This is a genomic window from Arthrobacter sp. NQ7, from assembly GCF_029581595.2.
Classification (GTDB): domain Bacteria; phylum Actinomycetota; class Actinomycetes; order Actinomycetales; family Micrococcaceae; genus Arthrobacter; species Arthrobacter phenanthrenivorans_B.
Genome location: NZ_JARFXU020000002.1, coordinates 300,808 through 327,581 on the forward strand (window position 1 = coordinate 300,808; position 26,774 = coordinate 327,581).

The 26,774-nt window shown below is 66.8% G+C and carries 15 protein-coding genes and 2 tRNA genes; 5 read left to right on the top strand and 12 right to left on the bottom strand.

What is annotated here, in order from left to right:
* Positions 1–107: 107 nt before the first annotated feature.
* A complete protein-coding gene (locus PUN71_RS04195) occupies positions 108–1,718 on the bottom strand; it encodes a S1C family serine protease (protein ID WP_277797447.1) in 1,611 nt (536 codons plus the stop codon).
* Positions 1,719–2,000: 282 nt separating this feature from the next.
* On the opposite strand from PUN71_RS04195, the gene PUN71_RS04200 reads away from it, so the two are divergent.
* The 3 genes from PUN71_RS04200 to PUN71_RS04210 all read left to right on the top strand — a co-directional run bounded on the left by PUN71_RS04200 (position 2,001) and on the right by PUN71_RS04210 (position 6,462).
* Positions 2,001–4,052: a TPM domain-containing protein gene (locus PUN71_RS04200; protein ID WP_277797448.1), complete on the top strand. Its 2,052-nt coding sequence runs from the start codon at positions 2,001–2,003 to the stop codon at positions 4,050–4,052.
* Between the two features lie 105 nt (positions 4,053–4,157).
* Positions 4,158–4,946, top strand: coding sequence for a PspA/IM30 family protein (locus tag PUN71_RS04205; RefSeq protein ID WP_043450647.1), 789 nt, complete (start codon positions 4,158–4,160; stop codon positions 4,944–4,946).
* Positions 4,947–5,034: 88 nt separating this feature from the next.
* Positions 5,035–6,462, top strand: coding sequence for a cryptochrome/photolyase family protein (locus PUN71_RS04210; RefSeq protein ID WP_277797449.1), 1,428 nt, complete (start codon positions 5,035–5,037; stop codon positions 6,460–6,462).
* 40 nt (positions 6,463–6,502) lie between these two features.
* Here PUN71_RS04210 and PUN71_RS04215 read toward each other — a convergent pair whose 3' ends face one another.
* From PUN71_RS04215 to PUN71_RS04235, 5 genes are all read right to left on the bottom strand, one after another.
* The gene (locus PUN71_RS04215; RefSeq protein WP_277797450.1) at positions 6,503–7,435 is read right to left on the bottom strand and encodes a cytochrome b/b6 domain-containing protein; all 933 of its coding nucleotides are present in this window, start codon (positions 7,433–7,435) and stop codon (positions 6,503–6,505) included.
* A gap of 137 nt (positions 7,436–7,572) precedes the next feature.
* Positions 7,573–7,646 (bottom strand) — tRNA-Met (locus tag PUN71_RS04220).
* Positions 7,647–7,781: 135 nt separating this feature from the next.
* A tRNA-Met gene (locus PUN71_RS04225) sits at positions 7,782–7,855 on the bottom strand.
* Positions 7,856–7,975: 120 nt separating this feature from the next.
* On the bottom strand, positions 7,976–10,954 hold the full coding sequence (locus PUN71_RS04230; RefSeq protein WP_277797526.1) for a UPF0182 family membrane protein: 2,979 nt from the start codon (positions 10,952–10,954) through the stop codon (positions 7,976–7,978).
* A gap of 176 nt (positions 10,955–11,130) precedes the next feature.
* A complete protein-coding gene (locus tag PUN71_RS04235) occupies positions 11,131–12,159 on the bottom strand; it encodes a YlbL family protein (protein WP_502860025.1) in 1,029 nt (342 codons plus the stop codon).
* A 274-nt stretch (positions 12,160–12,433) separates the two neighbouring features.
* Between PUN71_RS04235 and PUN71_RS04240 the strand changes: the two genes are divergently transcribed.
* A complete protein-coding gene (locus PUN71_RS04240) occupies positions 12,434–13,891 on the top strand; it encodes a zinc-dependent metalloprotease (protein ID WP_349361801.1) in 1,458 nt (485 codons plus the stop codon).
* A gap of 96 nt (positions 13,892–13,987) precedes the next feature.
* Here PUN71_RS04240 and PUN71_RS04250 read toward each other — a convergent pair whose 3' ends face one another.
* From PUN71_RS04250 to nudC, 3 genes are read right to left on the bottom strand one after another with little or no spacing between them, the layout of a single operon-like run.
* Positions 13,988–14,644, bottom strand: coding sequence for a M48 family metallopeptidase (locus PUN71_RS04250; RefSeq protein ID WP_052259975.1), 657 nt, complete (start codon positions 14,642–14,644; stop codon positions 13,988–13,990).
* The gene (locus PUN71_RS04255) at positions 14,641–16,776 is read right to left on the bottom strand and encodes an ATP-dependent DNA helicase UvrD2 (RefSeq protein ID WP_043450642.1); all 2,136 of its coding nucleotides are present in this window, start codon (positions 16,774–16,776) and stop codon (positions 14,641–14,643) included. The genes PUN71_RS04250 and PUN71_RS04255 overlap by 4 nt, the downstream gene beginning before the upstream one ends.
* Before the next feature lie 54 nt (positions 16,777–16,830).
* A complete protein-coding gene (gene nudC, locus PUN71_RS04260) occupies positions 16,831–17,853 on the bottom strand; it encodes an NAD(+) diphosphatase (protein ID WP_277797452.1) in 1,023 nt (340 codons plus the stop codon).
* A 142-nt stretch (positions 17,854–17,995) separates the two neighbouring features.
* Here nudC and PUN71_RS04265 point away from each other — a divergent pair, with 142 nt between their 5' ends.
* On the top strand, positions 17,996–19,324 hold the full coding sequence (locus PUN71_RS04265; RefSeq protein ID WP_277797453.1) for a macrolide 2'-phosphotransferase: 1,329 nt from the start codon (positions 17,996–17,998) through the stop codon (positions 19,322–19,324).
* A gap of 96 nt (positions 19,325–19,420) precedes the next feature.
* On the opposite strand, the gene PUN71_RS04270 is transcribed toward PUN71_RS04265, so the two are convergent.
* From PUN71_RS04270 to PUN71_RS04280, 3 genes are read right to left on the bottom strand one after another with little or no spacing between them, the layout of a single operon-like run.
* Entirely contained in the window at positions 19,421–22,963 is a 3,543-nt protein-coding gene (locus PUN71_RS04270; protein ID WP_277797454.1) for an ATP-dependent helicase, read from the bottom strand.
* On the bottom strand, positions 22,960–26,346 hold the full coding sequence (locus PUN71_RS04275) for an ATP-dependent helicase (RefSeq protein WP_502859977.1): 3,387 nt from the start codon (positions 26,344–26,346) through the stop codon (positions 22,960–22,962). Before PUN71_RS04275 ends, PUN71_RS04270 begins: the two co-directional genes overlap by 4 nt.
* Positions 26,343–26,759 carry an MGMT family protein gene (locus PUN71_RS04280; RefSeq protein WP_277797455.1) on the bottom strand — a complete coding sequence of 139 codons (417 nt, stop codon included), beginning with the start codon at positions 26,757–26,759 and terminating at the stop codon, positions 26,343–26,345. Before PUN71_RS04280 ends, PUN71_RS04275 begins: the two co-directional genes overlap by 4 nt.
* Positions 26,760–26,774 lie beyond the last annotated feature (15 nt).

The window sequence follows — 26,774 nt, forward strand, 5'->3', positions numbered from 1 at the left end:
TCCGTTAACGCCTGTTTCAGGCCGCCCGTAACGCGTGACGACGGCGGTGCCCCCTTGGGTGGGGACCCCGCCGTCGTCACGCGTTGCAGGCTGCTTGTCCGGTTGCGTCAGCTGGCAGCGGCACCCAGCGTGACGTCGAAGGTCTGCTCCTTGCCGCCGCGCTGCACCGTGATCTTGACGGTGGAGCCTGCGGGCTGTTCGCGGACGGCAGCGGTCAGCTGGTTGGGTTCGCCGATAGTGAGGTCGTTGAACTTGGTGATGACGTCACCGACCTTGATTCCAGCTTTTCCGGCAGCAGAGTTGGGGTCAACCGTCGCCACGTCGGCGCCCACCGAGAACTCGGAGGTGGCTCCCGACGAGGCCTTGGCCTTGACGCTGACGCCCAGCTGGCCGTGCGAGGCCTTGCCGCTGTTGATCAGTTCCTGGGCCACCCGTTTGGCGTTGTTGATGGGGATACTGAAGCCGACGCCGATGTTGCCGCTCTGCGACGTTGAGGTCCCGGAACCGGCGGAAGCGATCGCAACGTTGACGCCGATGATCTCGCCCTTGGTGTTCACCAGGGCGCCGCCGGAGTTGCCGGGGTTGATGGCCGCGTCAGTCTGGATCACGTTGATGGCGATGGATCCCTCGCCCGTGTTCTGCTGGCTCTGCCCGCCGCCGGGAGGGGCGAACTGGAAGCCCTGGTCACCGCCCTGGCTGTTGTCGCCGCCCTTCGGCGCGGCGGAGGAGGCCACGCTGATGGTCCTGTTGAGGGTGGAGACGATGCCGTCGGTGACCGTACCGGTGAGGCCCAGCGGGGACCCGATGGCGATGGCTGTATCCCCGACGTTGAGCTTGGAGGAGTCTCCAAGGGTGGCAGGGGTGAGGCCCGAGGTGTCGTCCACCTTGATGACCGCGAGGTCGGACAACGGGTCGGTGCCCACCAGTTTTGCGGGCAGGACCTTTCCGTCGCTGGTGCGGATTTCAAGGGTGGCGTTGGCGGTCTGGCCATCCAGGGTCACCACGTGCGTGTTGGTCAGGATGTGTCCCTGGTCGTCGAGGACAATGCCTGAGCCCGTACCGCCGGAGCTGCCGCTGGTGGCGCTGATGGTCACGACGCTCGGCGAAGCCTTCACGGCAGCCGCGGTGATTGAATTGACGTCGTCCTTGTTGTTGACGATGACCGTGCCCGGCTGGCTGTTGCTGCCCACGGTGGATGCGCTGGACCCGGTGTTCCCGAACAGTTCGCCGGCGCCAACGGTTGCCACTCCGCCGCCCACCAGGCCTGCTGCCAGGATGCTCGCCACCAGGGTTCCGACGCCGAAGCTTGCCTTCCGGCGCGGCGCATCCTTGGGGTTGGGGGCCAGGCCGACGTTGCCGGTGGGGGTGCCGTGGCCGGCACCGCCGTAGATCGGTTGGCCGTTCTGGTGCTGCTGGCCGTAGTTCCCGGACTGGCCGTAGAACGGCTGGCGCTGCGGATACTCGGGACGCGAGGAGCCCGGCATTTCCCGGGTATGGTCCTGGTCATGGGGCTGCGGGCGGTCCAGCCGCTCCGTGGGGTTGTGTGGCTGGTCGCCGGCAGTGCCGCCGCGTCCCTGTTCCGGGCTGCGGACGCCGTTCCCAAACTGAGATGCCGCCTGGCGGTCTCCGGGCTGCTGCGGGTCCTGCTGCTGCCAGGGGTTCCGGCTGCCCGCGTGGTTGTCCTCCGGGACCGGTCCTGGGGTTTGATTCTCAGTCATGGGACTTCCTTTCATCCTCGTCTGCCTTTAACTATGACGGGTCCCGCTGGAACAAGCTCGGATGTTTGCTGAGAGCTTCCTGAACGCTTTGGGAACGCCGGGGCGCCGGGCGGACCGTTTCGCTGGGGGCATATTCGGCGCCGTGGACGGCCTGTGGGGTGCACCATAGAATCAAGATGAATTGCCACAGCGACCTGCGGCTTCACACCAAGCGTGGGGGCGCTGCTGGATTCGACGACTGATTCGTCCCGAATCGGTGTCAGGCGTGCTGAAGGGTTGCACATGCGGTCAAAGTTCAAACGTATCCTCGCCGTGATCGGCCTTGCCGGGCTGCTGGCGGTACCCGCCGGCGCGGCCTGGGCCGAAGACCCGGTCACCATTCCCTCCGGGACCAACATTGTTGACAACGCAAACGTGTTGGGCAGCCGGAAGGGCGAAGTCCAGGATGCCATCCAGAAGCTGTTGAAGGACCACAAGTACAACCTGTACGTGGTAACGGTGAAGTCGTTCGAGAACCCCAGCGATCCCGCCGCCTGGTCCAATGCCGTCGCGCAGGCAAAGGGCATGGGCAAGGCAGACGTGATCCTGGCAATCGCGACCGACCAAGGCAAGTACTACTTCTCCCCCAACTCCGCCAGTGCCATCTATTCCAAGCGCAGCAACATCACGCAGAACGCCATCGTGGCCAATCTTGCCGGCGGCAAGAAGGACTTCGCGCAAGCTGCCATCGATACCGCGTCAGCCGTTGGTGACGCCGCGGGTGGAGGCAGTGGCAATGTGTCATCGGGTGCCGGGGCAGGGGCCGGAGTCCTGGTTGGTGCCGGCGTGGTGGTGGCCGGCGGCGGTGCATACCTGTACTACCGGAACCGGCGGAAGAAGGCTGCTGCCGGCCAGGCCGCTTCCAGTGGAAGCTACGGTCCCCAGGGCGCCGAACTGGACCCGCTGGCATCGCTCAGCGTCGAGGAGCTCCGCCGGAAGAGCGGTTCCCTGCTGATCGAGGCCGATGACGCCATCAAATCCAGCGAACAGGAACTTGGGTTCGCGCAGGCACAGTACGGTGACGCCGCCGTCGGGAATTTCACCAAGGCACTGGCCGAAGCGAAGGCCCACATGACCGAGTCCTTCAAGCTGCAGCAGCAACTGGACGACCATATTCCGGACACGGAAGAGCAGCAGCGCACCTGGCTCGGCGAGATCATCCGCCGGTCCGAGGCCGCATTGGCATCCCTCCAGGAGCAGAAGGCGGACTTCGACTCCCTCCGTGAACTGGAGAAGAACGCTCCGCAGGCCCTTGCGGCGGTCAACGCCGGGGCCCGCGAAGCCGATGCCAAGATTGCCAGTGCCGAGCAGTCGCTGGCCGGGATGCGCTCCAAGTACGCGGACAGCGCCCTGAGCCAGGTCGCTGACAACATCGTCCAGGCCAAGGAACGGCTTGCCTTTGTGCAGAACGCTTCCCAGACGGCCCAACAGAAGCTTGGCGAGGGCGAGGCAAGTCTTGCCGCCGTTGCCGTGCGCGCCGCTGAGGAGAGCCTGCACCAGACCAACGTCCTCCTCGACGCCATCTCCAAGGTGGCAGCCAACCTCGATGAAGCCCGGAACGGCCTGGAAACGGCAGTCGTGGACACGTCGCAGGACCTGGCCCAGGCAAAAGCCATGATCCAGTCCGGGGCACACGCCGAGCTGGCCGGGCCGGTCGCGGCGGTGGAAGCCGCCCTGGCACAGGTCAAATCCGAAATCCAGGGTGGAAAGATCGACCCCATCGCCACGCTCCAACGGGTTGAAACAGCCCACCAGTCACTGGACCAGGCTTTGACCGGGATCCGCGACCAGCAGGAGCAGGCCCGGCGCGCGCAGGCGTCCCTGCAGCAAACCATCATGTCGGCACAGGCACAGATCAGCGCGACGTCCGACTACATCACGGCCCGCCGTGGCGGGGTGGGCACGGAGGCACGGACCCGGCTGGCCGAGTCCCAGCGCAACCTCGACTATGCCCTGTCGATCGCCCGCACCGATCCTGTCACCGCGCTCACCTATGCGCAGCAGGCCCATGCCCTGGCGGCGCAGGCGGCACAGCTGGCGCAGGCCGATGTGGAGCACTTCGACGGCTATGCCAACCAGGGCTTCGGCCGGGGCGGCATGTTTGGCGGAGGCGGGGGCGGCGGCCTTGGTGGAGCCATCCTCGGCGGCATCCTGATCAACTCGATCCTCAACGGCGGCCACGGCGGCTGGGGCGGCGGAGGCGGCTGGGGCGACGGCGGCGGCGGAGGCTTCGGCGGCGGGGACGGCGGCTTCGGAGGCGGGGACTTCGGCGGCGGAGACTCCGGCAGTTTCTAGAGACTTCCGCCGGACGCCGGCAGATCCCGGCGGGCGGACAGACGCAGTACACCACTGTGCACCGGTTCCAGTGGTCAACACAGAGCAGGACGAAAGGCAAACACCATGGTTAAGCAGTCCATTTTCGGCCGCATCGCGCAGCTGGCAAAGGCGAACATCAACTCCTTGCTGGACAACGCGGAGGATCCGCAGAAGATGCTGGACCAGATGGTCCGCGACTACACCAACAACATCGCCGAAGCGGAATCCGCCGTGGCGCAGACCATCGGCAACCTCCGGATGCTGGAAGACGACTACAACGAAGACGTCAAGAATGCCCGGGACTGGGGAAACAAGGCTCTTGCCGCTTCCCGAAAGGCTGACGAGTTCCGTGCGGCCGGCGATGTAGCCGACGCCGAGAAATTCGACAACCTGGCAAAGGTGGCGCTGCAGCGCCAGATGGCTGCCGAAAACGAAGCCAAGGGTGCCGAGCCGAGCATTGCCTCCCAGCGCGAAGTGGTCGAGAAGCTGAAATCCGGCCTGGACCAGATGAAGAACAAGCTCAACCAGCTCACCAGCAAGCGCAACGAACTGGTGGCCCGGTCCAAGACGGCGGCGGCACAGTCCCAGGTGCACGATGCCATCAAGAGCATCGACATCATGGATCCCACCAGCGAAGTGGGCCGTTTCGAGGAAAAGATCCGCCGGGAGGAAGCCAAGGTCCGCGGCCAGCAGGAACTGGCAGCATCCAGCCTGGATGCCCAGTTCAACCAGTTGGAAGACCTGGGCGAGCAGACGGAAATCGAGGCCCGGCTGGCGGCCCTGAAGGCAGGAAACTCCAAGCCGGCGCTTGGCGCAGCCAACCCGGCAGGCGCCGAATCAACGGTTGAAGAAGCCGACTTCGACAAACTCTAAGGGCAACCCCGATCCCAGGGGGCAAAACGGCAATGGCCGGGACCGTGGTCCCGGCCATTGGCGTTTCCACAGTGTGTAGCGTGGTGCCATGACGTCTTCCGAAGGAACTTCCCTGGTCTGGCTGCGAGATGATTTGCGGCTGGATGACAACCCGGCCCTTGCCGAGGCCGCCCACCGCGGGGAGCCGGTGACCGTGGTCTACGTCCTGGACGAGGAGTCCGACGGCGTGCGGCCGCTCGGCGGGGCCGCCCGCTGGTGGCTGCACCATTCGCTGGCCGCGCTGTCCGCGGACCTCGAAAGCAAGGGATCACGGCTCGTGCTCCGCCGGGGGCCCGCCGACGAGACCATCAGGAAGCTTGCCCGCCAAACCAACGCCAGCCACATCTTCTGGAACCGGCGGTATGCCCAGCCGGAGCGGACCATAGACGCCGGCCTCAAGGATTGGGCCGGCAGCAACGGGATCCAGGCCTCCAGTTTCCAGGCGAACCTCCTGTTTGAGCCCTGGACAATCCGCACCGGCGCGGGTGGCCCCTACAAGGTGTACTCCCCCTTCTGGCGGGCCTGCCTTGCCTCCCATGAGATCCGGGACCCCCTGGAGGCCCCAACGGAACTGCCGGAACCTGCACATTCGGGCCGGGGGCTCCCCGCCACCGACACACTCGGCGGCTGGAACCTGCTGCCCAGTTCCCCCGACTGGAGCGGCGGCCTGGCCGAAGCCTGGGAACCGGGGGAACACGGCGCTGCCCACCGCCTCGAGGACTTCCTGGACGGACCCATTGAGGAATACGGCACCGGCCGGAACCTGCCGGGCACGGAGGGAACCAGCAGGCTGTCGCCGCACCTGCGCTTCGGCGAGGTCAGTCCGTTCCGGGTGTGGCGCGAGATCCGGCGGCGCCACCCGGGAAAGATTCCCGCCGACGTCGGTACCTTCCAGTCCGAACTGGGCTGGCGCGAATTCAACTGGCACCTCCTCTTCCACAACCCCGATTTGGCTACCCGAAACTTCCGGCCCGCCTTCGATAACTTCCCCTGGGCCTCATTAAGCCGGAAGGAACTGGCGGCATGGCAGCAGGGAAACACCGGATACCCCCTGGTGGATGCAGGCATGCGGCAACTGTGGCAGACAGGCTGGATGCACAACCGGGTCCGGATGGCCGCAGCCTCGTTCCTTGTGAAGAATCTGCTGGCTGACTGGCGGATCGGGGAGGAATGGTTCTGGGACACACTGGTGGATGCAGACGCCGCCAACAACCCGGCGAACTGGCAGTGGGTGGCCGGATCCGGGGCGGACGCCTCCCCCTACTACCGGATCTTCAACCCGGTGACCCAGAGCAGGAAGTTCGACGCCGGCGGCAGCTACCTGAAGGCCTTCATTCCGGAGCTCAGAACTCTTCAGGGCAAGGAGATCCATGAGCCCTGGGAGGCCACGGCGGATGGCTACCCGAAGCCGCTCGTGGACCTGCCGGAGTCCCGGCAACGGGCACTTGAGGCATACCAGAAGATCAAGGAAGCCTAAGCATCCCTTGCCGGCCCGAAAGCCGCCTGCACCCCTTCGGTCAGCGGCTGACCTTGCCCATAAGGGACGCAATGGGCCGCAGGAAGATCGGACGGGCAAGGAACCAGGCTGCCACCATGACCGCCACGGAGGCGAGGAACACCCAGAAGCCAAACCAGCCGTCGTCGTCCCGGACACCGTACATGTGGTTAAGGTTCCGCAGCGCACCGGTGGTGAGCACCAGGAAGACGTGGACCGCGATGAAGGCCACAAAGTAGATCATCACCGGGAAGTGGACGGCGCGGGCCCATTCGATCGGGTAGGCCTTGTTCAGTCCTGCGGCCTTTTTCGGCCAGGCGGAGGACATCCTCAGCCCCGTGATGAAGGCAAGCGGGGCAGCGATGAAGACGGTGACGAAGTATGCCAGGAGCTGCAGCGCGTTGTAGTTGATCCAGCCATCCTCCGTGGGCCAGTCCAGCGAGGCGTACTGAAGGGCGGCCGACAGTGCGTTGGGGAAGATGTCCCAGCTGGTGGGGACAATGCGCATCCACTGTCCGGTGGCAAAGATCAGGACCGCGAAGACGAGCCCGTTGATAATCCAGAGGGCGTCAAGGGTCAGGTGGAACCAGAGCTCAAGGGTAATCTTCGTAGGCGGATTTTTGGTCTTGACCAGGCCTTTGTTGTTCCTGGTCCAGTGTCCGCTGGGCTTTGTGGTGGTGCGCACCTGCCAACCCGTGCGGATGATCAGGAGCAGGAAGAAGGCGTTCAGGAAGTGCTGCCAGGCCAGCCAGGCGGGGAATCCGACCGGAGCGTTGTCGGGCAGTTCGGATTGTCCCGGGTAGTCAGCGACAAAGGATGCCACGGCCGGGAGCCCCATGAGGAGCTTCGCAAGCAGGACCACCAGGACCACTGCCACGAGGACGGCGGGAACCACCCAGTAGAGCCGTGACCGCTTACCCGTCGCGGCGGCGGGCTTTTTCGTGGGTGTGGCCATGGGACAACGTACCTCTCAGGAATGACGGGGGCTCACCGCACATCGCGGACCCTTCGAAAGAGAATACTAGGAACACCGGTCATCCAAGGAAAAACAAAACCCCGACCGGCGTAACTGCCGGTCGGGGCCTTCATAAGTTGCGGGGACAGGATTTGAACCTGTGACCTCTGGGTTATGAGCCCAGCGAGCTACCGAACTGCTCCACCCCGCGTCGCTTGATCAACACTACCCTATTTTCCCGACTCCCCCGACCAGTCCCCGGGCGCGGCGGCGGTGGCACGGCCGGCCGCTGCCGGGCAAAGCAAAAGGCCCGGACACTGTTTCCAGTGTCCGGGCCTTTCCTCAGTTGCGGGGACAGGATTTGAACCTGTGACCTCTGGGTTATGAGCCCAGCGAGCTACCGAACTGCTCCACCCCGCGTCGCAAGAACTACTCTACCGGGAGGTGAACCACAGGCCAAATCGGAGCGGCGTGACGTCCGTTACGCCGGCCCGGCACCCGGTCCACGAAGGGTCCGGATGCCGGGCCGCCGCCGTCGTCCTACTTGCCTGCCGAGGGCGACGGCGAAGCCGACGGGGAGGACGAGGCCGCCGGGGCCGGGCTGGCCTCCGGAGCGGTGACCGGAATCTTGGCCTCCGCGTCCATGGCCTTCTTCAGCGCCGCCGCAACCCTCTTCTGCGCGTCACCGTACGCGGCGAAATCGCCGGCGGAAAGCGCCGTCTGGCCTGCCTGGATGGCCGAGTTTGCCTCGTCCAGGGCTGCTTTCAGCTGCGCCTTGGCATCGGCTTCCGCAGGTGTCGCCGGCGCTGCCGGACCGGCCGGTGTCTGTCCGTTGTTGGCCGAGTCACCTGCCGCTGCACCCGAATCCCCGCCAAAGAGCTGCTTGAGGGCGGCATCGAGCGTCGGCGCGAAGCCCACCTTGTCACCGAAGGCCACCAGTACGCGCTGCAGGGTGGGGTACGACGTCTCACCGGTGGATTTGAGGTAGACCGGCTGGACGTAGAGGATGCCGCCGCCCACGGGCAACGTGAGCAGGTTGCCGTTCAGGACGTCCGAGGCGCCCTGCCGCAGCAGGTTAAGGGCCTGCGACACGGTGGGGTCGGAGTTGAACTTGTTCTGCGCCTGGCCAGGGCCGGGAACCTGGGTTTCCGGCGGAATCTGGAGCAGCCGGAGCTTGCCGTAGCCGTCGGCCTTCACGCCTGCCTGGCCCCCGGCGTCCGAATCCGCGGCCAGGAAGCCGTAAAGGACGTTGCGGGCGTTTCCATTGACGATCTGCGGGATGAACGACGAGGTCAGCTGGAATGCAGGTTTCTCCTGGTCGGGCATCTGCAGGGACATGTAGAACGGCGGCTGCTTCACGTCGGTGTCCACGGTGGGATCGGCGGGCACGCTCCACGCGTCGTTGTTCTTGTAGAAGCTGATGGGGTCGGTCACGTGGTACTGGCCCAGCAGCTCACGCTGTACCTTGAACAGGTCCTCCGGGTAGCGCACGTGGCTCATCACGGCACCGGACATCTCAGAGTACGGCTTCAGCGATGACGGGAAGACCTTCTGCCAGGCCTTCAGGACAGGGTCGGTGTCGTCCCAGGCGTACAGCGTGACGGAACCGTCGTAGGCATCCACCGTCGCCTTGACCGAGTTGCGGATGTAGTTCACGGTGCTGTTGGGCAGGGCCACTGCCCGGCCGGAACTCGTTTGGGAGTCGGTGGTGGCATCCGAGAGCTGCTTCTGCTGCGAGTACGGGTAGTACTGGCTGGTGGTGTAGCCGTCCACGATCCACTTGACCCGCCCGTCCACCAGCGCGGGGTAGGCTCCGCCGTCAACCGTCAGGTACGGGGCCACTTTCTGGACACGCTCCCGGGGACTGCGGTCGTACAGGATCTGCGACTCCGGGTTCACACCGTCCGAGAGCAACAGGTCCGAGGACTGGAACTTGATGGCGTAAAGGACCTTGTTGAAGAAGGAGCCGACGTTCGGGCCGCCGTTGCCCTTGAACGTGTACTGGGTTTCACCCTCCCCTTCCTTGCCGGAGGGGCGGTCCTGCTCACGGGGGGTGGCGCCGTCGGGGGCACCCACGATGGAGTACTCGGGCGAGGATTCGCCGAAGTAGATCCGGGGTTCATAGGTGGTGTCGTTGCCGAGCACACCGGTGGACGGGATACCGGACTGCAGGAACTCCGGCTTGCCGTCCACGGTGAACTTGTTGCCCTTGGCGGCGACAACACCGTAACCGTGGGTGTACACCACGTGCTGGTTCAGCCAGCCCTGCTGGTTGGTTGCCACGTTGGTGGGGTTCAGCTCGCGGACCGCGATCACGGTGTCCTGAATCTTGCCGTCCACCTCGTAGCGGTCAACATTAAGTGCCTTGGGGAACTGGTAGTACGGCCTGTACTGTTCCAGCTGCGCAAAGGCGTCGGAAATCAGGTTCGGGTCCAGGAGCCGGATGTTGGCCGTGGTCTGCGCGTCCGGTGCGAGGGCGCCGGTGTTGGCCGTGTTGGTGGCGTCATACCGGGTCTCCTGGACGCCGTCCAGGCCGTAGGCCCGGCGGGTGTTGTCGATGTTGCGCTGGATGTACTCCTTTTCCAGCGTCTGCTCGGACGGGCGGACCTGGAACTGCTGGATCACCCAGGGATACACTCCCCCGGCCAGGATGGAGGTGATGATCAGCATGGCCGTGCCAATGACGGGCAGGCGCCAGCGGCCGATGACGGCGGCAACGATGAACAGGATGGCCACCAGGACGGCAGCGACGGCGAGGATGGCCTTGGTGGGGATGACCGCGTTGACGTCGGTGTACAGCGCACCGGCCCAGCGGCCGCCGTTGCTTTGCACGGAGGAGTAGCGGTCAAGCCAGAAGTTGATGCCGAGCAGGACCAGGAAGGCCGCGCCCGTCACTGCGATGTGGATTTGCGCTGCGCGGCTGGTGAAGACGCCGCGTTCCATCAGCCGGATGCTGCCGTACAGGTAGTGCGTGAGGATGCCGGCGATGCCTGCGATCACCACCACGCTGATCAGGAACCCGGTGACAAACCCCAGGAACGGCAGGGTCATCAGGTAGAAGCTGATGTCCATGTTGAACTGTGGATCGGTTTGCCCGAAGCCCACCTGGTTGAAGAAGAGCAGGACCTTCTGCCACTGGCTGGCTGCCGCGCTGCCCGCGAACAGGCCGAAGAGGACCGGCAGGCCCACCATGACGATCCGGCGGACAGGCTCCAGCTGTGCCTGGTAGCGGTTGAGGTTGTCCCGGATCTCAGAGTCCGGGGCGTAGACCGGACGGGAGTTGTAGGCGATGCGGATGGAAAAGAAGACCGCCGCGAACATGAGCGCGAAGCCTGCAACGAACGTGGCGATCTTGGCCAGGTTTTCGGTGACGAAGACCTCGATGAAGCCCAGCTGCCGGTACCAGAGGACGTCGGTCCAGACGTTCGCGAAGAAGATGAAGCCCACAACCACCAGGGCCACGACGATCAGGGTTGGCGTCAGGGCGCCGCGTCGTGATGGTGGTCTGCCGGTGGACATGGTGCTGGCGGGTCGGGACAAACTGGGTACCTCATAGCTGGTCGTCGAGATTCGAAGCATGCGAGCGACGTACGGTACCGGTCAAACGGCTGGTTTCGTCCGTCATCTGTGCCACGACTGGCGGTAAAGCTTAGTTCCTGTCGAGTCTAGTTGGGCCCAGTCTAGTTGGGCCCGGCTTAGTTGCCCGCGCAGGCCGGAAGTCCGGAAGTGTCCTGTCCGCTGCCGACCAGTTCCACCGCGTGCCGGGCCTCCGACAGGTTCTGCACCCGGACCACCTGCAGGCCGTCGGGAACGTGGCCCGCCACCTCATCGCAGTTGGCGGCTGGCGCCAGGAAGAGGGTGGCTCCTGACGAACGGGCGCCGCGCATCTTCTGGCCTATGCCGCCGATGGGCCCCACCGAACCGTCCGGGGAGATGGTGCCGGTGCCCGCAATATGCTTGCCGCCGGTGAGGTCCCCCGGAGTGACGGTGTCGATAATCCCCAGCGAAAACATCAGCCCGGCGCTGGGGCCGCCCACCTTGTCCAGCGAGATTTGCACCTGGAAAGGGAAACTGAAGAGGTACTTGAGCATGACGCCGAGGATGAAGCGGCCCTGGCCGTTGTCCTTGGGCGTGATTTCCACCGTGACCGGCTGGCCCGCGCGTTCAACCGTCACGGAAACCGGGGCACCCTTGCCCGCGGCAAGTTCATCCTGGATCACGCTGAGCGCGGTGATTTCCTTGCCGTTGATGGATTTGAGGATGTCGCCCTGCTGGATCTTCCCGGCGGACGCGGAGTCCTTGGACAGGTCCGCCGCCTGGAGCTGCTGCCCGAAGGGAATCCGAAGTTCATTCAGGGCGGAGGCCACCGCGTTCTCCTGGGACGTGGCCATGGCGACGGCGCTCTGTTCCTGCGCCTCTTCCTTGGTGGTGCCCGTGGGGTAGATCAGTTCCACGGGGTATACGGCCTTGGACCCGTCCAGCCAGGCGGAGAAGGCGTTGAGGATACTGACCTGGCCGGTGGGTCCGCCGTCGACATACACCGTGGTCAGGTCGAGGTTCCCCTTAGCCGGGTATGTTTCGTGGCCGCTCACGTTGATAACGGGATGGCCTTGGCTGTCCCCCAGCGTGTTGTAGGTGGGCCCCGGCGATTCAATGACGTACGGCACCGGCAGGGTGCCGACGGCGATTCCCAGCCCGAGCGCCGCCAGCCCGGCAACCATCATGGTGGAAAGCCGCCTTCCCCGGCGGCCGCCGTCGTCCGTTGTGAAGCTGCTGTCTGCACCGTACGCAACGGCGTTGGGGACGGGGGAAAGATCGGGAACGTGGTCCTCGGAGGGATGGCCGCCACGGGTTGTAGTCACCCCACCAACAGTACGCGCTGGCGGCGCGGCGGGCCGCTTTGCCTAGAGCGAACGACGGCGGCGGGCGGCAGACAGCCGACCCCTGCCGGGGTACCGTGAAGGTTGATCACCAGTCACACCAGCGATCGGCGGGACCATGACCTCCAACCCACTCAATCCGTCCAACGGCGACGACACCCCCAAGGACCCGTTGGCCGAAATGCTGCAGAACCTGATGGGCGGCAAGGGGATGGAAAACTTCGACCCCGCCGAACTCGCCAAGGCTGCCGGCCTCCCGGACGACCCCAATGTACTGGCCCAGATGTTCTCCCAGGTGCAGGCCATGATGAGCGCACCGTCCGAAGGGCCCGTCAACTGGACGCTGGCCCACGACAATGCCCGCAGGGTGGCCGCCGGCAGTTCCGACCCGTCCGTCACTGCCCAGCAGTCCCGCGACGTGGACGAGGCCCTCCGCCTCGCCGAACTGTGGCTGGACCCGGTCACGGACCTGCCGGCAACCGGCCTGATCGGCAAGGCGTGGTCCCGCGCGGAGTGGGTGGAGGCAACCCTTGGCACCTGGAAGCGGCTGACCGAACCCGTGGCCAACAGCATCGCCAACGCGCTGTCCTCCGCCATGACGGAGCAGATGCCCGAGGAAATGAAGTCCATGATGGGCGGCGCCTCCTCCATGCTGCAGAACATGGGCGGAGCCATCTTCGGGATGCAGCTGGGGCAGGCCATCGGCGCCCTTTCCAAAGACGTTGTGAGCTCCACCGACATCGGCGTCCCGCTTGCCGACCTTGAGATGGCGCTCCTGCCCGCCAACGTTGCGGCGTTCGGCGAGGGCCTGTCCCTCCCCGAAAACGACATCCGGCTGTTCCTCGCCGTCCGGGAAGCCGCGCACGCCCGGCTGTTCGTGCAGGTTCCGTGGCTGCGCGGACACCTGCTGGGCGCCATCGAGGCCTACGCCCGCGGGATCCATATCGATACGTCGCGTATCGAGGAGCTGGCCCGCGACCTTGATCCCAGCAATCCGGAGGGCATCCAGGAGGCGTTGTCGCAGGGCGTTTTCATGCCCCAGCGGACGCCCGCCCAGGAGCAGGCACTGGAGAAGCTCGAGACGGCGCTGGCCCTCGTCGAGGGCTGGGTGGACGAGCTGACTGCGGCTGCAACGGAAAAGGTCCTCCCTTCTGCCGGCGCCTTGCGCGAGACGGTGCGGCGCCGCCGGGCGACCGGCGGCCCCGCCGAACACGCCTTCGCATCCCTGGTGGGATTGGAACTGCGGCCCCGCAGGCTGCGTGACGCCGCTACCCTGTGGGCCACGCTCAAGGAGGAACGCGGCATCGAGGGCCGGGACGCCATCTGGCACCACCCCGACCTGCTGCCCACCGCCGAAGACCTCGACGATCCGAAGGGCTTCAGCTCGCGCCGCAAGCTCGCCGAGGCGAGCGACAGCGAGGTGGACGACGCCCTGCAGAAACTGCTCAGTGGCGGCTTCGACGAAACGCCCGGTGAAGAGGGCGGTGCCGGGGACACCGGCACTCCGGATGAGGGCGGTGCCGGAGACGCCGGCGGCAAGGACGACGACGGCGGCGGCCGGCCGTCAACGAACTGACACAGAAAGTGGCGGGCCAGGACTTCCTGGCCCGCCACTTTTTAAGGCAACTCTTTTGACCAACTCTTCTGATCCCGCGGCAGAGGTTCTGCGCGCCTAGTCGGCGTCGCCGGACCAGCTGCCCGCAGGCTCCATGCCGTCCCCGGCGTTGTCGGCCGGTTGACCGGCCTTCGTGAGGCCACGGGACGTGGCGAACGAGACGCCCTCGAGGAAGGCCTTGGCCCGCTGGGTTTCGGGATACGCCTCCAGCAGCTTCCAGAACGCCGCGTTGTGGGAGGCCACCAGAAGGTGGGCCAGTTCGTGCAGCAGGACGTAGTCAATGACCCACTGCGGCATGGGCCGGAGCTTGTCCGACAACCGGATAGTGCCCTCAGCCGGCGTGGCGGAACCCCACCTGGAGTTTTGGTTCGTGACCCAGCGGACGGAGGTGGGCACTGACCGGCCGCCGAGGTAGTCGGCGGACAGCCGCGCCGCGTGGGCGGCCAGGGCTTCGTCCGTGGCGGGACGCCGCCGGCCGGCCGCGGCCTGCCGCTCCCCCTGTTTATGGAGTTTGGCCAGCATGCGGTGGACCCATTCCCGCTCCTGGGCGGCCGTAAAGCGGGCCGGGATGGCAACCACCGCCGTTCCGTCCTCCCAGAATGCGGCAACGGTACGGGTGCGCCGCGCAGACCGCCGTACTTCAACGGGAGAGCCGTCGGAGGTGGTCAGGGCGGGGGCAGGCTGGCGGGGGCCGGTGCCGGCGCCGCGCCTCACAGGACGGAGCTTTCGGCGAGCACCCGGAGGACGTCTTCCCCGTACCGTTCAAGCTTGGACGGGCCGACGCCGGCGAGTCCCGCGAGCTGTTCGAGTGACTCCGGCCTTGCTTCGGCGATGGCGGTGAGGGTGGCATCGGTGAACACCACGAATGCAGGGACGTCCGCGGACTGCGCCACGTCCCGGCGCCAGTTGCGCAATGCGTCGAACGTCTGTTCCTCGTACGTGGGAGGGCAGGCATTGCATCGGCCCACCTTGCGTTCGGCGCCGGTAGCGAGCATGCTGCCGCAGACCCGGCACACGGCGGGGGCCGCAGCCTTGCGGCGCGGAGCGCTTCCCTTCCCCTTGGTGCTCGAGGTGGCAACAGAGTTTGGCCGCAAGCCGTCAAGAAAGCGCGAGGGCTTGCGGTTGGCCCGGCCGCCGGGTGTCCGTGCGGTGCTCCAGGAGAGGGACAGGTGTTCGCGGGCACGGGTGATGCCCACGTAGAGGAGCCTGCGTTCCTCGTCCACCGATTCCGGTGAGTCGGCGAAGGAGATGGGCATCAAGCCTTCGCTGAGGCCCACGAGGAAGACGGCGTCCCATTCCAGGCCCTTGGCGGCGTGCAGGGACGCGAGCGTTACACCCTGCACGGTGGGGGCGTGCTGGGCGAGGGAGCGTTCCTGGAGTTCGTTGACGAAGTCCGCCAGCCCGAATCCAGGCCCCCGGTTCTGCACAAGTTCGTCGGCGAGCGCCACCAGCGCGGCCAGGGATTCCCAGCGTTCGCGCAGCGCTCCACCACTGTGCGGAGCCGAATCGGTGTAGCCGAGCGAGGAGACGATGTCGCGGACGAGCTGCCCGAGGGGTTCGGCGGAGTCCGCTTCTGACACGGCCCGGGTGGCGGCGCGGAGCTGGAGGATGGCATCACGGACCTCCTTGCGGGCGAAGAAGCGCTCGCCTCCCCGCAGCTGGTATCCGATGCCTGCCGCCGCCAGTGCCTGCTCGTACGCCTCGGACTGGCCGTTGGTGCGGAAAAGGACTGCCACCTCGCTGGCCGGCGTGCCGGCGTCGAGCAGTGCCTTGATCTTCTGCGCCACGGTGGCTGCTTCGGCCTCGTCATCCGTGCACTCCGTGAACTGGGGTTCGGGCCCGGCGGGCCGCTGCGCCACGAGCTTCAGTGGCGCAGCCCAGGCGGCGTCGGCGGCGGGGCCGCCGCTGCGGCGGGCCCCCAGGAGGTCGTTGGCCAGCTTCACCACCTGGGGAGTGGAGCGGTAGTCCCGGATCAGCTTGACCACGTTCGCCTGCGGGTAGCGGGCCTTGAAGTCCAGGAGGTGCCGGGGCGACGCGCCGGTAAACGAGTAGATGGTCTGGCTGGCGTCACCCACCACGCACAGTTCGTCCCGTCCGCCGAGCCAGAGCTCCAGCAGCCGCTGCTGCAGCGGGGAGACGTCCTGGTACTCGTCCACTACGAAGTGCCGGTACTGTTCCCGGACCGTGGCGGCCACCCTTTCATCCTCCTGCAGGATGCCCACGGTGATCAGCAGGACGTCTTCGAAGTCGATGACATTGCGGTCGGTCTTGACGTCCTCGTAGGACTGGAAGACCCGTGCCACGGTGGTGAGGTCGAAACCGCCGGGCGCCCCCCTCCCCTGCGCGTTTTCGAGGTAGTTGGCCGGCGTCAGCATGGACACTTTGGCCCATTCGATTTCAGAGGCGAGGTCCCGGATGGAGGCACGGTCGGTGCTGAGCCGCAGCCGCCGCGCGGCCTCGGCAAGCATCTGGGCTTTGTGGTCCAGCAGGTTGGGCAGCGTGCCGCCCACGGCCTGCGGCCAGAAGAACTGCAACTGGCGCAGGGCCGCGGCGTGGAAGGTGCGGGCCTGCACGTTTCCGGCGCCCAGGTCGCGCAAACGGCTGCGCATTTCCGCCGCTGCCCGTGCGGTGAACGTGACGGCCAGCAGGCGCTGCGGCGTGTAGACGCCCGAGTGCACGCCGTACGCAATGCGGTGGGTGATGGCGCGGGTCTTCCCGGTCCCTGCGCCTGCGAGGACGCACAGTGGGCCGTTCAGGGTGCTGGCCACCTCACGCTGTTCCGCGTCAAGCCCTCCAAGGATGCGGTCCTCGAGGGAGGCTGCTCCGTCAAATTGTTCTGTAGTCACTTCTGCTGCTTTGTTTCTCGACTACCGCGTGCTGGAGTCTGGTGGATGGAATGCTTAGGCTTCGCCGTGGTCCAGGATCCGGCCGCCGTACCAGTGCTCAATCAGGGAACGGGCGATGGACAGCCTGCTGGAAATGGTGATCTCTCCGCTGAGTACCGCGTCCTGGAGTTCCTCGCGGCTGAACCAACGTGCCCTGGTGACCTCCACGCCGTCGGGCGTTGCCTGGGTGTCTTCGGTGGCGGCGGTGAATCCAAGCATAAGGGAGGCAGGGAACGGCCATGACTGGGAGCCCAGGTACTGGCAGGCGCTGACCCGGACCCCGACTTCCTCCTGGATCTCGCGCACGACGGCCTCTTCGAGGGATTCCCCGGGCTCCACGAATCCGGCCAGGGTGGAGTAGTTCCGGGCGTCGAGGGGGCCGCCGCCGCCCAGGAGCAGCCGGCCGTCCGGGCCGACCACCGTGACGATGATGGCGGGATCGGTCCGCGGAAAGTGTTCTGAATTGTCAGCGGGGCATCGCCGCACCCAGCCGCCGGACTGGACCACGGTAGGTGTGCCGCAGCGCGGACAGTGCGTGTGGGCGGCGTGCCAGTTGGCGATGGCGCTGGCTTCCACGAACAAGGCTGTGGAGGTGGCCGTCAGGCCGGCCGCCACCTCCCGGAACCCCGCCCAGGCCGCATCCGAGGGAATGCCGCCGGTGCCCGGTTCCTGCGGCTGGGGCAGGACGAACAGCAGCAGTTCCGTTCCGGCCGGAAGATCGCTGGCCGGCAGCGCCGAGCCCAGGTACACCACGAGCTCCGGTGCGGATCCGGCCGCGGCCAGCGCGGCGAGGAGTTCCCTGGCCCCGGTCAGCACCAGGTCGCTGCCCCGCACCATCCCCTGCCGCCCCGACAGGACGGCGGCCACGGCATCCGGTCCGGCGAGCAGGTCCTCGACCATTCCGGGCCTGGCGCGTGCGACAGATCCGCGGTCCACCAGGGCGGGCCGTACCGGGAGGAGGGTATCCACCAAATGGTTTGCCGGCAGCCGTGCCGGCGCAGCCTGGTGGACGGGTGTTACAGACTCCGCATGGCTCATGGTTCCACCGTACTGACTGCCACGGACATTTCACATTTCCAGCGGGTGGATGTGATGGCCGGAACTCCACGATCGGCAGCTATCTGGAGACTCGCCGCGACCGGACCGCCGTCTGGGACTGCGGGCGATCTACCGTGGAACGGTGAGAAGAAAACCGATTGAACTGGCGGCAATTGCAACCGCGGCAGTCCCAGGACTGACCCCGACGGCCGTTAGCTCTGCGCCGGATGACCCCGCGGACTTCGACTCGGCACTGCTCCTTGATTCCGAAGGCAAGCGGTGGCGGGTCCGGTCGCCGCGGCATGCCGAAGCCAGTGCCAGGCTGGAAACGGAGTTCCTGGTGCTGCGGGCTTTCGCTCCCGGTGTCCGGGCCGAACTGCCGTTCCTGATGCCGACAGTGGCCGGGAGCGTACGGCTCGGAAGCCTCACTACATTCGTTTATTCCCACCTGTCCGGCAGCACCCGCAGCGTCGAGGAACTGACCTCAGGGCCGGCTGGACTGGCGCGCGAGATCGGCTCGGCACTGGCGGCGGTCCACGACCTTCCCCGGTCGCTGGTCAGCAATGCCGACCTGCCCAGTTACACCCCGAACGAGTTCCGCCAGCGGAGGCTCAACGAGTTGGACCAGGCAGCCACCACCGGCAAGATTCCGGCCGGGCTGCTGCGCCGTTGGGAACACGCGATGGAGGATGTTTCGCTCTGGCGTTTCAACCCCTGCGTGGTGCACGGCGACCTGCACGAAGACAACCTGCTGGTGGAGCAGGGACGGGTCACCGCTGTCACCGGCTGGACGGACCTGCGCATCGGCGACCCCGCGGACGACTTTGCCTGGCTGGTCGCTTCCAATGAACAGGACTTCATCGATGCCGTGCTGACGGCGTACACCTCCAGCCGGCGGGACGCCCCGGACCAGCACCTGCTGCGCCGTGCTGCCCTGTCCGCTGAATTCGCGCTGGCGCAGTACCTGGTCAAGGGCCTCGCGGCCGGTGACCAGGACATGGTCTCCGAGGCTGAGGGCATGCTGGCGAGCCTGGCGAGCGATATCGCCGAGTACGGGGGCCAGCCGATCAGCGTCGAGCCGCTCCCGGCCCCCGGCCCCGCAGCGGCGCCCGGTCCCGCGTCGAGCCCCGGTTCCGCAGCGACCCCCGGTCCTGCCGCAGGGCCGGGTACGGGCGCAGCCGGCGGTCCTGCCTCAACGGCCGGCGCAGCCGCAACGCCGCCGGTCAAGGCAATGGTGAACCCCGCCACCGGTAGCGGCAGTTCCGCGGTCGCTCCTGCCGTGACGGTCATACCTGTACCAGCGCAGCCGGCGGTGCACGTGGCGCCCATCCCAGTGGAACCACCGGCGGCAAGTGTGCAGCCCTCGGACGTGCCCCACGCCGGGCCGGCCGGGGTATCGGACGAAAGGGCCGGCGATCCGGACGATACATCGACGGCAGCCATCTCGGTCATCAACGTCAAACAAGGCTGAACCAGCGGCCCGGCATCCGGAACATCCCGGCTTCCATCGTGCCTGCCACCGCGCAGTGGGAGGCCCGGGTCAGGGCTGGTCGGGTTGAACGCCTGGTCAGGATGATGGCCGATTCAGGGCAGCGGCAATGATTCCCTCCAGCTCAGCCGCCGAGCCAAGATCGTGCGGCCGCACGATCGCGTTGTCCGCAACGTAAAAGAAAGCAGCCCGCACCTCCTCCAGTGGAACGTCTTTAAGGCGCGCCCACGCGAGCCGGTACACGGCCAGCTGGATCGAGCGTGTCCTCAGTTCTGCGGCGGACGGGCGGCGGCCGGTCTTCCAGTCCACCAGGTCCCAGCGACCGTCCGCGTCGCGGAACACCGCATCCACCCGGCCGCGCACCACTACCTCCCCCACCCTGGTTTCCACCGGGACTTCAACGAACGCCGGGGACCTCTGGGCCCACGGGGAAGCTTTGAAGGTAGCCACCATCTCATCGAGATCGTAGGCGGCATCGATGTGGTCGTCTGAACCCGGGGCTTCGCCGAGGTCGAGCATTCCGGCATTTCCGAAGTACTCCTCCACCCACGCATGGAAAGCTGTTCCCTTCCGTGCCGACATCCCCGGTTCGCGCGGAACGGGCCGCCGCAACCGGCCCAGCACCGCCGACGGATCGTCCCCCAGGTCTACCAGGGTCGAGGCGGAGATATGGGTGGGCAGGTGTACATCCTGGCCATCCCGCCGCCGTGACCGGCGCTCCAGCAGCAGCGCTGCTTCCCGCGCCCAGCCCGCGGCCGCGCCGCTGAGGCCGGGCCGTACCTGCGCCAAGGTCCCGCGCCCCTGCCCGGAGCTGCCCGCTGTCGGGACGTTGCCTTCCTGCGGGGCTTCCGCGGGCTGCCACCCGCTTCCGCCGTCCTCCAGGATTGCGAGTATTCTTTGCGCGGCCGCTTCCATGGCCGTCCGGCGGCCCGGGACCAGCCTCAACCGTGCACCATCCTGAGGATCAACGGGTCCTTCGAGGGGGTCGTAGGGCCAGCACGCTTCTTCCGTTCCAAGTGTCAGCGGACTCGAATCCGGCAGGGCTGCCTCCGCCAGCGATAACGGATGAACACGGACGCCGGCAGCGGCAGCACCACCGGCGGCCGGGGCCAAGGATTCGAGTTCGGCCAGGAAGGGGGACATTTCCGCGCGGCCGGCCCGTGAACCCACCCAGGCGGAACTGGAGACCCACAGGACATGCTTCGACCGTGTGTAGGCGACGTAGGCCAGCCGCCGCTCCTCCGATTCACCGTGTGCCTGTACGTCGGATTTGAAGACCTTCTCGGCGTCCAGCCAGCCTTTCTGGTCGGGCTGGTCGAGATCCCACTGCGGGAGGTCGGCCCGGTCGCCGCGAAGGGGCCACGGCAGTGCAGCCGCTCCGCTGCTCCAGCGCGAGTCCCGGTCGCTGGGAAAGGCACCTGCATTCAATCCGGGGACAAAAACAACATCCCATTCCAGGCCTTTGGAAGCATGGACAGTCAACAGCTGGACGGCTTCGCGGTTGACATCGCTCGCCGGGGCTTCCAATCCGTTCTCTTCCGCCGCTGCGGCTTCCAGCCAAGCCAGGAAAGCCAGGATGTCCACCCGCTGTGAGGTGCGGAGGAATCCCGCGGCTGCGTCGTGGAAGGCATCAAGGTTGCGCCGGGCCTGGTGAATGCTGATCCCCGGCCGCGCCGCCACTTCAATGTCAAGCAACATGGCCCGCTCCACTTCGCCCAAAAGCGTAATGAGGTCGTCACCCAGGTAACCCCGCAATTGACGCAGCTCCGTGGACAACCGGGCCAGCCTGCTGCGCGCCTCGAACGTGAGGGTGCGGCCGTTGGACGATGTCCACCCTTCCCGCGGCAGGAAATCCAAGGCCTCCACCAGGCTGGCGCCGTCGGTCAGGTCCCCTTCGAGGACAAAAGTGTCAGCTTCATCGGTGTCGCTGTCAGGGTCATCGCCGTCGAAACTGTTGACCGCCTTTCCACGCCTGCGGGCGAGCTGGCTGGACCAGTCGCGCAAAGCCATGAGGTCGGCGGGACCGATCCGCCACCGGGCGCCCGCAAGCAGCCGCATGAGGGCGTCCGACCTGCCGGGATCGGCGAGGACGCGCAGCGTGGCCACCAGGTCGACGATTTCCGGCGTGTCCAGGAGCCCCCCAAGACCCACGATCTCGTAGGGAATCCCCCTCGCCTCGAACTGGCGCCGGACGGGCTCCATTTGGGCCCGTCTGCGGCACAGGACTGCCAGCGCCGGCGGTTCGGTGGTGCCGTCAGCCTTCCGCTCAAAGTCGGTCACCCGGTATTTCAGGACGTCGTCTGCCAGTGCGGCAGCTTCATCGACGTCGCTGGCAAAGCGGCCAAGCAACACAGTGCCCTCCACGGCGTGCGGGCTGGGTTGGAGCGGTGGTACTTCAGCCGTGGCAGCCTTGCCTCCGGCAGGGGCATTCTGCGCCGCGGTACGGCTCAGGGACTGTGACATCACGTTGGCCGCGGCAAGGATTGACCGGCCGTTCCGCCATGCTGTTGTCAGGTATGAGGTGGGAGCCGGCGCCCAGCCGTTGCTCCCGTCCGTCGCATCGGTTCGGACGGGAAACTCGCGGACGAAATGGAACAGTTGGCCTGCCGAGGCGCCACGGAAACCATAGATTGACTGGTTTGGGTCCCCTACCGCCGTCACTGCATGGCCTTCGCCGAAGAGCCGGGAAAAGAGGACCAACTGCGCATGCGACGTGTCCTGGAACTCGTCGAGGAGGACTACTTTGTACCGTTGTCGTTCCATCCGGGCGGCCAGCGGAACGTCCTGCGCCACCTTCGCGGCGAGCGCCACCAGGTCGCCGAAATCGAGGGCACCACGGCCCCGCTTGGCGGCTGCATACCGCCCCACCATGTCCGCGACGCTTGCCCTGGTCCGGAGCATTGCCCCGAGATCCAGGGCGGCCTTGGAAGCGTTCCGTTTCTTGCCGGCCACGTAGGGCAGGGACTCGAACTCCGAAAGGCGCCCCATGAGCCACGCTTCAACGTCCTCGGGTTCCTGGAGGTGTTCGGCGCACTCTCCCGCCAACTGGATGACGGCCTTCACCAGGGTGGACTTTGCGGCCCGGAAGTGCGCGTACTCGCCGTCGTAGGCCTCCACCACCTCGCTGGCCAGCTGCCAGGCCTGCGCGCCGCCCAGCAGGACGACGTCGCGCTCCACCCCCAGCCGCAGTCCGTAGTCGGAGACGATGCCGCTGGCGAACGAGTGGTAGGTGGATACTTTGGGTTCGAGGGCGTCGCTGCTGAGCAGGCCGTCCGGGAAGACGCCGCGTGCGGTCTCCCTGGCGGCCAGTCGCTGCAAAGCCAGGAGCTTGGACCGGATCCTGCTGGCGAGTTCTCCGGCCGCCTTCCGGGTAAAGGTGACGCCCAGGACTTGTTCGGGGGTGACCCATCCATTGGCCACCAGCCACACCACCCGGTCTGCCATGGTGGCCGTCTTTCCAGAACCGGCCCCGGCAATGACCAGCCTGGGTGCAAGGGGGGAAGAAATGATGGCGGATTGCTCGGGTGTGGGCATGTTGCTTCCGCCGAGCATCGCGGTCAATTCTTCGGGACTGAAGCGAACCGCGGGGGTGGTGTCCTCCGCTGCCAGGGCCTCGCTCATTCGGTGACCTGCCTTCCACGCACACATAATGGGCAAACCTCCGGGAGCCTGCAGCCGTGGCCGCCGTGGCTTCCCTTGGCCGGATCGTGACGGGCGGTGAATTCGTTTCCGCCCATCACCGCAGCCGCCTCCGTCACCATGTCCAGTGCCCAGTTCTCAACGGGATCGAGTGGTTCCTGCTGCTGGACTGCCGGGTTGACGGCACTGGTGCCGAGCTGGGCCAGCACCGCGCCGCCCGATGAACTCCGGGCTTCACCCAGGCCGGCGTCGAAGCCGCCGGCAAGCACGGCAGCCTGGTAGGCGCCAAGCTGCGGATGGCGGGACAGCTCATCCTTGCCTGGCTGGCGCTTGCCTGTCTTGAGGTCGACCACCACCAGACGGCCTTCGCCGTCGATCTCCAACCTGTCCACCTGGCCTCGCAGCACCGCTTCACGCGGGGCCGCTTCGTCCACGGTCACCTTGCCCAGGGCCACTTCAAAGTCCTGCTCGACTCCCAGCAGGCTCCGGCCTTCACTCCTCATGGTCAGCACATACTGCGCCAGTTTGCGGACCATGGCCTCGGCGCGCTGGAAGTCCAGCCTGCCCTCCCAGTTGTCCTTCATGCCCAGGGCCGGCCAGCGCCGCACCAGTTCGGCAACGTACTCGGAGCCGGAGGCATCGGGCATGTCCTGCGCAATCGCATGCACCAACGTGCCAAGGCTCCGGGCGAAGTCCGTGGCCGGTTCCCCGCCCGCTGCCTGGACGAACCAATCCAGGGGCGATTTCTGCACGGTCTCCACCTTGGACGGGGATACTGACACTGTTCCTCCCGGGGGGACCACTGCTTCGACGGACGTCAGCGGGGCAAGCCCCCACCAGGTGTTGGGGTGCGCCCCGGGGACAGGCGGCTCCACCGACGCGAGGTGTGCCAGGACCCGTGCAGCTTCCTCCGCCTGCGCGGTTCCGTCCTTCAGATTGCCGGCCCCATCTCCGGAGCGCTTCCCGGCCAGCTGGGCGTGCTGCCGAAGCTCAGCGACCAGGGCGCGCAGCGTCATGGGCCGTTCCACCTTGGTGAAGGCCCGGTCCTCCTCCCCCGGTTCCAAGGGTGCAACAAAGTCCAGGAAAGACGACGGTTGGTCGTCTTCGGACGAGACCGCCGTGCAGAGCAGCAGTTCCCGCGCCCTGGATACCGCGGTGGAAAAACTGCGGAGTTCGTCGTAGCGGATGTCGCGCAGCCGGCTTAGCGGGTCGCGCCGGAGGGCGTACTCCGGACCATGTTCCACCGCGTCCGCGTACAGTGTGCTGCCCAGCAGTTCACCGCGGAGCCTGGTGTTGGGCCATACTCCCTCCTGCAGTCCCGCGATGATGACGACGGGCCATTGCCGCCCCGCCGCGCTGGCCGGCGTCATCAGTTCCACGGCATCATCAACCTGCGCCCGGGCGGCGAGGGTGTCCATGGGAAGCTCCTGGTTGAGGAGGTATTCCAGGAACTGCTCCGGACCGGCGCCGGGCATCTGGTCCACGTAGCGTTCCGCCGTGTGGAAGAGCGCCATCATCGCGTCAAGGTCGCGGTCGGCACGCGCCCCGTGGGGTCCCCCCGCCAACGCGGTGGCTGTCCAGGCAGTGGACAACCCGGTGGAATTCCAGATGGCCCACAGGACGGATTCGGCATTAGCGCCGGCCAGTCCGGCTGCCTCGCGTCCGGCCTGGATCATCCGGGCCGTACGCCGCGCGGCCCGGCCTTCGATGCCCAAGGCACCCAGCGCGCCGGGTTCCAGCAGTGCCTCAACCAGCAGCGCGTCGCTGGCGCGGCCGCCGCCGCCCAGGAGTTCCTCACGCCGCAGGGACTGCCGGAGCCTGCGCAGCTCAATGGAGGTGGCGCCTCCGATCCGGGATGTAAGCAGCGAGACCGCAGCCTCCGGCGTCAGCAGCCCAGGATCGAGGGCGATGGCGAAAGCATCCAGCAGCGGGCGCACGGCTACCTCGTCCCGGACGGCTGACTCGGCCACGGGCACCTGGACGGGAATACCCTGCCCGGACAAGTAGCGCTGCAGCTCGCTGACCTGGCCGCCGTTGCGTACGATCACGGCAATGTCCGCCAGGTCGCGGTTGTGGTTGATGTGCTGGTCCAGGATCCGTTGCGCAACGTACCGCAGTTCGTGCACAGGTGTGGGTACCAGATGTGCCTCAACGTTGCCGGAGCCGCCACCGGAGTCCGGCTGCCCGGACCGGACGGGAGGCTCCAGGCGCCGTGCCAGCTGTCCGCCCGCACGCTGCGAAATGCGGCCGGCCACACTCATCCATGCCTTTGCCACTGCCGGCGCCAGGCCGTGGGCGTGCCACAGGGGCCGCTCAAGGACAGGGCCCTGGGCTGACAGCAGCCGGGGCAGCTCGGCGACAAGGTCGGGCCGGGCTCCGCGGAAACCCTGGACGACCGTGTCCGGGGAGGAAGTGATGTAACTGTCCTTGCCGGCCGCGATATCTGCGAGCAGCTCGAAGATGGCCGGGTTGGCCTCCTGGATATCGTCCACCAGGACGACCTGCAGCCGGGAGCGTTCCGCGGCGAGGAAATCCGGTGCGTCCTGGAAGATTTGCCGGGCCGCGGTGATGATCCCTGCGGGGTCGAAGGCTTCCGGCATCCGCAGGTCAAGGACATCGCGGTATTCGGCGTACAGGGCGGCTGCGGCCTTCCAGTCCGGGCGGCCGCATTCATCCGCCAGCCGCGCGAGGTCCCCGGCAGTACGGCCCGACTCGATGATGCGGTCGAAGAGCTGCCGCACCTCCTGGCGGAAGCCGCGGGTTTCCAACGCACCGTGCAAATCTGCAGGCCAGGGCAGTTCGAGTCCCGGAATCCTGTGGCCTTCCAGGAGCTCCTTGATGATGAGGTCCTGTTCCGGGCCGGACAGCAGCCGGGGCGGACGGGGAAGCGGGATGACGCCTTCGGCTTTGGCGCGGCGGATCAGATCAAACGCGTAGGAGGCCCACGTCCTGGCCGGAGTGGTGCTGAGGCTCCGGTCCAGCCGGGCAGTGAAACGGTCGCGGAGGAAATCCGCTGCAAGGCGGGTGGGCGCGAGGATCAGCATGCGTTCCGGGTCGACGCCGTCCCGGACCACCCGCTGGACGGCTGCCTCAACGAGGACGGTGGTCTTTCCGGTGCCGGGGGCCCCCGGCACCAGGACCGGCCCGGAACCCTGGACGACGTCGACCGCCGCCTGCTGGTCGGGGGTGAGCGGAAGGGCGGCAGCGTGCACCCGCCGTGGCGGCAGCAGGCGAAGGACCGGGCTGGCTTGCGGTGCCGGGCTGCCGGCCGGGGATCCAGCCCCGGTATAGCCCTGCCCCTGGCCTTCGTCAGGCTCCTGCCGGCGCGGTCCCCGGGGGCCGGTCAAAGGAATTGTTACTGTCACACAATCATTCCATCATCAGGCACCGACAATTTATGGAGCCGGCGCTCCAGGTCCTCGGCCATGGCGTCAATGCGGTCAAAATCACTGTCCGTCGGCGCCCAGCGCGCTGCCGCCAGGTCCACCCGCCACCGGCCCTCCCCCGTTTTCAGGAAGGAGCTGTAGCTGCCTGCGAGGGGTGTGCCCTCGTCAAGGTAGCGGAGCAGTGCCTCCGCCTCGTGGCCCTCGGGTGCATGGCCGCTGGCCTTGAGGACCCGCCACCAGGGAACACTGCCCCCGTGGTGGCTCATGACCCAGCCCACCTGGCGCGGGCCGCCCGATCCCAGGAGCTCGGCAACGTCTCCGTACGCCACTGCCGACCCCGCCGGCACCAGCCGGACAATGGCCAGGACCGCCTGGACGTACTCGTTGCGCATTGATCCAATGTAGCC

Bases quoted from the DNA above. Each gene is read 5' to 3' on its own strand.
- PUN71_RS04200 (WP_277797448.1), top strand. From the start codon at position 2,001: ATGCGGTCAAAGTTCAAACGTATCCTCGCCGTGATCGGCCTTGCCGGG.
- PUN71_RS04230 (WP_277797526.1), bottom strand. From the start codon at position 10,954: ATGTCCACCGGCAGACCACCATCACGACGCGGCGCCCTGACGCCAACC.
- PUN71_RS04210 (WP_277797449.1), top strand. From the start codon at position 5,035: ATGACGTCTTCCGAAGGAACTTCCCTGGTCTGGCTGCGAGATGATTTG.
- PUN71_RS04195 (WP_277797447.1), bottom strand. From the start codon at position 1,718: ATGACTGAGAATCAAACCCCAGGACCGGTCCCGGAGGACAACCACGCG.
- PUN71_RS04280 (WP_277797455.1), bottom strand. From the start codon at position 26,759: ATGCGCAACGAGTACGTCCAGGCGGTCCTGGCCATTGTCCGGCTGGTG.
- PUN71_RS04205 (WP_043450647.1), top strand. From the start codon at position 4,158: ATGGTTAAGCAGTCCATTTTCGGCCGCATCGCGCAGCTGGCAAAGGCG.
- PUN71_RS04270 (WP_277797454.1), bottom strand. From the start codon at position 22,963: ATGAGCGAGGCCCTGGCAGCGGAGGACACCACCCCCGCGGTTCGCTTC.
- PUN71_RS04215 (WP_277797450.1), bottom strand. From the start codon at position 7,435: ATGGCCACACCCACGAAAAAGCCCGCCGCCGCGACGGGTAAGCGGTCA.
- PUN71_RS04240 (WP_349361801.1), top strand. From the start codon at position 12,434: ATGACCTCCAACCCACTCAATCCGTCCAACGGCGACGACACCCCCAAG.
- nudC (WP_277797452.1), bottom strand. From the start codon at position 17,853: ATGAGCCATGCGGAGTCTGTAACACCCGTCCACCAGGCTGCGCCGGCA.
- PUN71_RS04235 (WP_502860025.1), bottom strand. From the start codon at position 12,159: ATGATGGTTGCCGGGCTGGCGGCGCTCGGGCTGGGAATCGCCGTCGGC.